Source organism: Cutibacterium nasicola (assembly GCF_051303185.1).
In the GTDB taxonomy this organism is placed as follows: Bacteria; Actinomycetota; Actinomycetes; order Propionibacteriales; family Propionibacteriaceae; genus Cutibacterium.
The window spans coordinates 1-8316 of record NZ_JBPPGE010000011.1 but is presented as its reverse complement, the minus strand read 5'-3'; the positions used below and the strand labels follow the sequence as shown (position 1 = coordinate 8316).

Genomic DNA, 8316 nt, shown 5'->3' with positions numbered 1-8316 from the left:
TTGTTGACGTGGCCCTGCCAGATCTCCGGGATGAATGTGACTCCTGGAGCCAGCTCGTCGAGCTGTTTGGCGGTCATCGGCCAGTCGATCTCGCCCTCACCGATCTGCGGGCCCTCCCCGTCGACACCTTCGGCGTCGACGATGTGCAGGTGGTCGCTGAGCGGTGCCAGTTTGGCGATGTACTCGCTGAACGGGATCTTGTTGAAGTTGGCGGCCAACTTGGAGTGGGACAGGTCGAGGGTGAGACGACGTCCGTACTGGTTGCAGAAGTCGACGGTGTCGTTGAGGCCCATGAAGAGGTTGTGGTGCTGCTGGCCACCCATGAGCCACGGGTAGGGCGGCAGGGTCTGCGAGGTCAGACGGACCCCGTCCTCGTCGATGCGCTCGAGGGCCTGGGCGATCCGGGCGTACATGGCCGGGCGCTCCTCGGGGGCCACGAAGGCGTCCTTGGTGAACCCGCCCATGGTGCAGATGACGACCGGGGGCTCCTCGGCGTCGAACCACGTGTCGAGGTCACGGGCGATCTGGATGACCTTCTGGACCTCGACGATCGAGCGCTCCCAGGGGTACGGATCCGACGCCACCGTCATGCCCCAGACCCAGGAGCATTTCGGGATCACCACTGTCGAGGCGATGTCGGCCGGCTGCATCCCCGTTGTCATTGACACTGCGGGGCCGCGCGAGGTCGTACTTCCGGTGGATGGGGCTGGACGTTGGTCGACCCCTGAGGAGCTGCAGGCGCAGACTCGAAGGATCGCGTCAATGACTCCGCAGGACCGTCATGAGCTGTCCGCGCGGTGTGTCGACAGAGCGTGCGTCTACGACCCTGACCACTTCAAGGAACGGCTTGCCGACATCGTCCTGATGGACATCAGGACGAACCGAAGTCCCCGACGTTGACAGGAACGAGCAGAGAATGACGACCCTTTCTGAGGCCATTGGGGGAGCCAAGGCCCTAGTGCGCAAGTATGCGCCGAAATCGCTCATGTGGCGTGTCGCGCCGATCAGGCTGTACTGGGCCGGGAGCAACGACGCCAATGCCAATTTCGGGGATCAACTCAGTCCGCTGCTGATCCGAAACCTCTTCGGCGCGGAGGTCAAGTACTCGGGTATCGGTGCTGCGGACATGGTCGCCGTGGGCTCGATCCTCGAGGGGATCCAGAACTTGGCCGAAACTTGTCCATGGATCTGGGGCAGTGGCTTCGTCGAGCCCGGTGCCTCGTGGAACGGGCCTGATATCAAGGTGCTGGCCTTGCGCGGCGCCCTCAGCATGGAACGGTTCATAGAGGCCGGGCACTCCGAAGTACCGCTGGGTGATCCAGGCATCCTTGTGCGTCGGGCGCTACCGCATCTGCAGTGGCAGCCCTCCGACAGGATTGGTTTTGTGCCGCACTTCACCGAGCGAGACAGCGAGAGGAGCCGAGAAATCGCTTCTCACCCGGCGGTGAAGCTGATCGACGTCTGTGCACCGGTCGAGGCTGTGGTGTCCGAGATCCTTCAGTGCAGGCTGGTGTTGTCCTCCAGCCTGCACGGCCTCATCGTGTCCGACTCCTTCGGCGTCCCGAATCAGTGGATCGAGCCGGGGCCGGATATCACAGGTGGTCGGTACAAGTTCGACTACTACTACTCGGCCTTCAGTGTTAAGCGTGACCCCGTCGATCCGGTCGAGATGGTGCGTGAGGCCGACCATGTCGTCTCGTCGTGGCATCCGTTGCCCCATCAGGCAGCCATCGAGACGGGACTCATGAAGGCTTTCCCGATTCACCGTCAATGAGCTCGTTGACGATTCCCGCGAACGCGTCCGCAATGCGTTGCGGTTCGTGAGCTCGGGCAATTGTCGACCGTGCCGTCCGGCCGGCACGGTGAAGTTCCTCAGGTGAGCCGAGTACCCGCTGAAGAGCCTCGCAGTAGGCACCCTCGCTGACTTCCTCAACGAGCCAGCCGGCACCGTCGGACAGCAGCCCGTGAACCCCGGGGGAGACGTCGAAGGCCAGCGAAGGGACACCGTGAGCGGCTGCCTCGATGATGGTCATGCCGAATCCCTCCGAGGAGGATGCCAACAGGTTGAGGGCCGCCCCTTGGTAAACCTCGGAGATGCTCCTCGTCGGCGGCTCGACGACCACACGGTCCTCGGCCCGACAGTCGCGGATGGCCGTACGGATGGCGTCCTCCTCGGGGCCCGCGCCATGGATGTGCAGGGTCCAGCCGCCGTACTGACCGCTGGCGGCCGCTTTGGCGAACGCGCGAACCATGAGCGGCAGTTGCTTCTCCGGACTGAATCGCGCCAGAACGACTGCCCGGCGTGACGTCAGCGATGACTGTGGTGGGTCGATGAGGTCGCTCGGAAGGGCGTTCGGCAGTCCGAAGCAGGGGCAGCCGACCAAGGTATGGAATTTCTGCGCGTCAGCATCGGTGAGGGCTGTGAAACCGTCGACGGACGAGAACTGTGCGGGTATCGCCTCGTACAGCCAGGGTTCTCCGGTGAGGCTCTCGTACTGGGAATGGTGCTGACCGATGTGCAGGCGGGCGCCGTCGGTGGGGAAGTGATGCTGCTGAAGTGCTTGGGCGGCGAGTGCGTGACTGGTGACGAGCACGTCGTGACCGCCGAGGAGTGGCACTGTCAGCCTGAGCCTCAAAATGTCGGCAAGGTGATCGACTCGCTTGAGCGCCACCTTGAGGAGGCTACGCATGATGCTGTGACCTCCACCGTTGCGCAGGGTCGGTCCTCGGTGGAGCTCAGGATCCCGGATGATGGTCCTGGTCGGGACCGGGGAGACACCGGTGCCCGGTTTGACCGACAGGTGCCTCACCTCGATTCCACGGTCCACCAACGCCTCGGAGAGGTTCATGACGGCGGTCGACCCGCCGCTCATCTCGGGCACCCGAGGAGCGAGGAAGACGACTCGGTGGATCTGGTCGGGGAGGTTGACAAGATCAGGGATGTCATCACCAGGGTTGAGTCGCTGCTCCTGCTCACGGACCTGCCGCTGGAGTGCGGTCATCTCGGTTCGAAGCGTCGGCGTCCAGACGCTCAGTCGGTTCGAGATCCTTGCGAACGTGTGGCGCAGGTCATGGGTGAGGTCATCGGAAGGGACCGAACGGGTCACCCACACATGTCCTATGCGCTCGAGATCGTGCTCGGAAACGGACATCACATGGTCCGAGTCGCGGATGACCCAGCCGAACACCTGGCCATGACGTGCCCGGATGGCGGCTGCCAGGTCGGGGAGACTTGTGGCAACCACCAGGGTGATTCGTCGCCGCGCACCTGCCAGGAGCGCATTAGCGCGGCCGGATGACTCGGGTTGCAGCACGGTGGGGCTGGGGACCTCCCACAAACGTGCGGCGAGGGCGGCTGCCTTCTCGCACCGTTCATCCTGTTCAGGGATGCCAGACGGAACCCAGCACACCTCCACGCGTCGGGTCATGAGGGGTGGGCCTTCGTACGGGAGTCGAGATCACCGAGCTCCACCAGTCGCGCGAACGACGGCGATTGCTGCTCGACCTGCGCGAACGTTCCACGAGCGGTGATCTCCCCGTTCTCGAGGAACAGGAGTTGATCGACGTCGCGAACGGTCGACAGTCGGTGGGCGACGATGATCGTGGTCACCTTTCCCTGAAGGCCATTGATCGTCTTGGTGATCTTGGCCTCGGTGGCATTGTCTAGGGCCGACGTCGCCTCGTCGAGGACCAGCACCTGGGGGTCCCGGTACAGGGCACGGGCGATACCGATTCGCTGACGCTGACCGCCCGACAGCCGCGCGCCCTTGGGGCCGATGCCGGTGTTCAGGCCTTCGGGCAGCTCGTCGACGATGTCCCTGAGTTGGGCGGCGTCGATGCACGCGTTGATGCGGTCGTCGTCCCATTCGGACTCAGGTATGCCGAAAGCAATGTTCGCTCGTACCGAGTCGTTGATGAGAAAAACATCTTGTGGGACGTAGGCGATGTTCTCGTGCCACTGGGTTTCGTTGGTGACGATGTTCATGCCACCGAAGGCCACGCTTCCGCCGTTCGGCTTGATGAGGCCGAGCATGATGTTGACCAAGGTGGTCTTTCCCGATCCGGAAACACCGCACAACGCGAGGGAAGTGCCCGGAGGGATCGTGAAGCTCACATCGTTGAGGACGGGCCGGTCCCCGTCCGGATAGCTGAAGGTGATGTCACGCACCTCGATGGTGTGCGGGTGCTTCTCGTACTCCGGGGGCAGATCAGCCGACGGGTAGTCACACTCTGCCGAGGTGTCGATCTGGTGGGACGCGATGAGGGGGCGCAGGGTGTTGACCGTGATCTCGAGACCGGTCTTGCCGTAGTTGATGGTTCCCATCGTGGCGTTGATGGCGGACATGGACGGCAGCAGTTTGATGGCTGCGGCAATGAATACTGAGAACGTTGCCATGAGGGCCGGCGGGTTGGGGGCATTCGCGATGAAGACGAGGATCACCGACAGGAAAATGATGGTGATGACCTCGAGGATGGACTTGGGAAGCCCCGTGTAGAAGTTCGCCTTGCGGACGGTTTCCGCATTGTCCAGGACTGCACGGTGGTACCGATCGACGAAATACGGCTGGGAGTCGTGCATCGACACCTCGCGGAACCCGTCCATGGGCTCGATGAGTCGCTTGCTCACCGTCCACGCCGTCTCCTGTGCCTTGCGGCCAGCGGTCGAGTTGACCGGACTCAGGAAGCGTTGCAGGAAGAACATCGACACGCCGAAGAAGACGATGGCACCGAGGGTTGCAGCCGGGGTGATGAGGAAGAGCAGGATCAGGATTGCGAGGACCGACGTCAACTGGCCAGTCAGTATGAGCACGCCCCCGACGACCTGCATGTGGGCCGCGGTGACGGAGGGGCCGACGGCGCGGATGAGTTCTGGTACGTCCCTCTTCTTGTGATCGAGGTAGTCCTCATTGAGGTAAACCTTGAGAAGGTTCGCTGAGGTTCCCGCCATGAGACGGGTCACCAAACCTGTTTGCCACCAGTTCAGCAGGATGGTTCCAACCGCCTTCACGAGGGATTCCCGAAGATCGACGCCGCGACGCCGATGTACCCCTGATCAGTGGGAGCACCCATGAGGATCTGGGCGACCGGGAGGATCAGCGCGATACCGGCGAAGTCCATCAGTGCTATCGCTGCCTGCCCGATGACAGATGCGACGAGTTGCGGTTTGGTGTCGTCGGGGAAGGTGCTTATCAGGAAGCGAAGCTGCTTGGAAAAGGATTCTTTTGGCTCGGTCATTCAGAAGTCCCTTTCGGCGGTCTCGCTGGATTCGTGGCCGGCGATGCCCGAGGATTCCACGAGCAGGGCGATGGCCTTGCGGGCCACCGGGACCGGCAAGACGGGAAGGGCGGTGTCGAGGGCCTTGGCCAGGGCCCGGGTTCTGTCATAGCTCAGGTGATCGGCGGTCCATCCCACTAGACGGTTCCACGTTGAGTCGTCCGTCGGGCGACCGGGTCCGGAGACTTCCGCGCCATGGATCCGGTCGAAGAGCTGTCTCGCCTGGCCGGAACGATAGGCACGGGGAGCACGGGATGCGGTACTGACAGCGGCGGCGTGATGCCGTGTCGCGAGGGTGGGATCGATCACCACCGGAATGCCGGCCTCGCGGAGTCGCCAACCGTAGTCGACGTCCTCCCATCCGTAGGCTTGGTACCGGGTGTCGTAACTGCCGATGCGGTTCCAGATGTCGCGCGTCACCGAGACGTTGCCCGCCCAGAAACGCCATGTGGTGTCCGCAGAGGCGTTGTACGCACCTGCACGGAACAGCTCGTCCGCCTGGGCCCCGTAGACGGTCGTGTATCGGGTGTCGGGAAGGACATTGAGGCAGATGCCGATGGTGCCTTGGTCCTGCTCAGTGTGGCTGGTCACATGACGTTCGACGTAGTTGGGAGCCGGCTCCAGATCGTCGTCGCACCGGATGAGGACATCCCCGATCGCGGCCTCGTGGCCGGCGTTGAGGGCCGCAACCCTTCCGCGATTCCGTGGGAACACCACGGAGCGGATGGGCAGGTGGGAGTACCTGGCCACGACTTCCTCGGAGCCATCCATGTCACCGTCGATGACGACGATGGCCTCCCAGTCGTCGGTCGGGGCCGCAAGGGCACTCAGCAACCGGGGGAGACGGTCAGCTCCCCGGTACGACGGGATGATGATCGATGCAGTGGTCATCTCAATCCTTCTGGCTGTCGGAGGAGAATTCGACGTGGGCCACGATGGCCCTCGCGAAGGTCTCTGGGGAGAACTTCCCCGCGTGCTCCAATACGGTGCGCTCCTCGAGAGGGTTCTCGCGGAACTGGCGGATGGCCTGCGTCACGGCTCCGGGGGTTGCGGAGTCGAAGAATCGTCCGGAGACGCCGTCCACGACGGTGTCCAGGTAGCCACCGGCATGTAGCCCCAGGCAGGGGGTTCCGAAGGCGAAGCCCTCCACGGGGGTCAACCCGAAGTCCTCCTTGCTCGGCGCGATGACCGCCGACGCGTGGGCGTAGGCCCAACGCAGCTGGGCGTCACTGATGCCTTCGAAGAAGGATACGTTGGCGGGGGCGAGATCGTGCAATTCATCGCGCAATGGCCCTGACCCGACGACGACCAGATGCTCATCGGGCAGATCCACGAAGGCATTCAGCACGATGTCGACATTCTTGTAGGGCATGAGGCGGCTGACCACCAGGAAGAAGGAGGGATGATCCAGTCCCGGTAGTGGCTCCTGGGGGCCGGTGGGATTCAGGGAGTACGGCGGATGCACGACTGCTGCCTCGATCCCGTACACGTCACGGATACGGTCGCGAACCACTGTCGAGTTGCACAGGTACTCGTCCGCGGACGCGGCGGCCCTGCGATCCCAACGTCGTAGCGGTGGGGTGAGCACCTTGAGGACGATCCCCTTGGGAGATCGCCACCAGTGTCCGCCGAGGTAGTCGTCGGCCAGGTAGAGGAAACGGGCGGGGGAGTGGCAGTAGACGACCTTGCGGCAGTTCGGTGGGGTCTTGACCCCGTGCGCGAAACCGGTTGTCGAGACGAGAACGGTGTCCGTCCCCGTCGGCACCTCGGTGTGGTCGAAGGCCCAGTCGTAGAGCGGAAGACCGGCTCGAAAGTGGCGACGGAGCCATCCGATCTTGTTCAGCGGAGAGGTGATGACCTCATGAGTGGAGAACTCAGGGTAGGTGAGGTCCGATTCATACACCGATGTGATGATCGGGGCCTCCGGGAACATTCTGGCGAACTGGGTGACGACACGTTCTGCACCACCTCGTTGCGTGAGGTAGTCGTGGGCGATGGCGACGTGCGGGGCGCCCTGGTCGGGCTCCGGATCGACGTCAGCCAGGATCTCCGCGAGACGGGCGCGTCCGGCCTCGGGGGAGAAGTTCTCCTGCCAGCGGTCGTGAGCTGCGTCCAGGAGACCCTTGTTGTAGCCCTCGGCGGCCCTTTCGATGGCATCGGCCAGGCTGGTGGCGTCGTCCGCTCGCGCCACGAAGGGATGATCGGGGCCGGCGACCTCCTGCAGTGCCCCGGCATCGGTGAGGACGAAGGGGCAGCGCGCCGACATTGCCTCGGAGACGACAAGGCCGAAGGGCTCGGGCCATACAGATGGGAAGACCGAGAGATCGACTGAGGAGAAGAACTCGTCACGGTCCATCCAGCCGCGGTGGTCGACGAGGTCGCCCAGACTCGCGATGCGACGGGCGACGAGTTGGGCGTCGGCCGGGTCGACGAACCGGGATTCCCCGGCCAGCAGTAGCCTGAATCGCCCAGGGTGCCGGCGCTTCAACTCGGCCATCGCCTCGCACAGTCGCGGGACCCCCTTGTCGGATGACAGTCGACCGAGGAATCCGACTGTGACGGTGCCCTCCACCGGGCGAGGAGCACGGTGGCGTGCTGGGGGATTCCAATTCCACATCACCCGGGCGTCGGAGACCGCCTCTGCCATCGATGCCGAGGGGACGACCGTTGCCAGGGTCCCATGACGGGCCACGACAGCCAGGGCGCGCAGCTTTCCGAGTGGGCGTTGGTGCAGGTGGACGACCCGGTCGGGGTGCCCCGAGGTGGCGAAGGCCGGGCGCAGCCCGTTGCACCACAGCAGCCCGGTGCGCTCACTCGCGTCCCAGCGACGCAGATTCTCCAGGTACTTCCCGGTGGTGTCGCCGTGGATGGCGATGACCCGGAAACCCCGCTTGCGGGCTTCCTCAACAACGTCGCCGGGAGTCTGGGGTGCAATGATGGTGACGTCGCGTCCCAATTCACGGGCGGCCTCGGCGATGGCGAGCATCATGACCTCACCGCCGCCCATCGTGCCTTGGTTCGAGGCGATGGTGAAACTGGTCA

At 63.9% G+C, this 8316-nt stretch carries 8 protein-coding genes; 2 read left to right on the top strand and 6 right to left on the bottom strand.

Annotated features, from left to right (window positions below):
• Positions 1 to 590 (bottom strand): sugar phosphate isomerase/epimerase family protein (locus ACSJJT_RS12160; RefSeq protein WP_435918523.1); only part of this gene is annotated, 590 nt, incomplete at its 3' end.
• On the opposite strand from ACSJJT_RS12160, the gene ACSJJT_RS12155 reads away from it, so the two are divergent.
• Positions 589 to 900: a glycosyltransferase gene (locus ACSJJT_RS12155; protein ID WP_435918522.1), complete on the top strand. Its 312-nt coding sequence runs from the start codon at positions 589 to 591 to the stop codon at positions 898 to 900. The genes ACSJJT_RS12160 and ACSJJT_RS12155 overlap by 2 nt on opposite strands.
• Before the next feature lie 16 nt (positions 901 to 916).
• Positions 917 to 1774 (top strand): polysaccharide pyruvyl transferase family protein, encoded by an 858-nt coding sequence (locus ACSJJT_RS12150; RefSeq protein ID WP_435918521.1) that lies wholly within the window; start codon positions 917 to 919, stop codon positions 1772 to 1774.
• On the opposite strand, the gene ACSJJT_RS12145 is transcribed toward ACSJJT_RS12150, so the two are convergent.
• From ACSJJT_RS12145 to ACSJJT_RS12125, 5 genes are all read right to left on the bottom strand, one after another.
• A complete protein-coding gene (locus tag ACSJJT_RS12145) occupies positions 1743 to 3428 on the bottom strand; it encodes a glycosyltransferase (RefSeq protein WP_435918520.1) in 1686 nt (561 codons plus the stop codon). The two genes, ACSJJT_RS12150 and ACSJJT_RS12145, sit on opposite strands and share 32 nt — an antisense overlap.
• The gene (locus tag ACSJJT_RS12140) at positions 3425 to 5008 is read right to left on the bottom strand and encodes an ABC transporter ATP-binding protein (RefSeq protein ID WP_435918519.1); all 1584 of its coding nucleotides are present in this window, start codon (positions 5006 to 5008) and stop codon (positions 3425 to 3427) included. The genes ACSJJT_RS12145 and ACSJJT_RS12140 overlap by 4 nt, the downstream gene beginning before the upstream one ends.
• Positions 5005 to 5235 carry a hypothetical protein gene (locus ACSJJT_RS12135; protein ID WP_435918518.1) on the bottom strand — a complete coding sequence of 77 codons (231 nt, stop codon included), beginning with the start codon at positions 5233 to 5235 and terminating at the stop codon, positions 5005 to 5007. The genes ACSJJT_RS12140 and ACSJJT_RS12135 overlap by 4 nt, the downstream gene beginning before the upstream one ends.
• The gene (locus ACSJJT_RS12130; protein ID WP_435918517.1) at positions 5236 to 6165 is read right to left on the bottom strand and encodes a glycosyltransferase family 2 protein; all 930 of its coding nucleotides are present in this window, start codon (positions 6163 to 6165) and stop codon (positions 5236 to 5238) included.
• Between the two features lies 1 nt (position 6166).
• Positions 6167 to 8316: glycosyltransferase family 4 protein (locus tag ACSJJT_RS12125; RefSeq protein ID WP_435918516.1), on the bottom strand; the 2150-nt coding region annotated here is incomplete at its 5' end.

Coding starts and splice junctions, on each gene's coding strand:
- ACSJJT_RS12155 (WP_435918522.1), top strand. CDS start 589: ATGCCCCAGACCCAGGAGCATTTCGGGATCACCACTGTCGAGGCGATG.
- ACSJJT_RS12150 (WP_435918521.1), top strand. CDS start 917: ATGACGACCCTTTCTGAGGCCATTGGGGGAGCCAAGGCCCTAGTGCGC.
- ACSJJT_RS12145 (WP_435918520.1), bottom strand. CDS start 3,428: ATGACCCGACGCGTGGAGGTGTGCTGGGTTCCGTCTGGCATCCCTGAA.
- ACSJJT_RS12135 (WP_435918518.1), bottom strand. CDS start 5,235: ATGACCGAGCCAAAAGAATCCTTTTCCAAGCAGCTTCGCTTCCTGATA.
- ACSJJT_RS12130 (WP_435918517.1), bottom strand. CDS start 6,165: ATGACCACTGCATCGATCATCATCCCGTCGTACCGGGGAGCTGACCGT.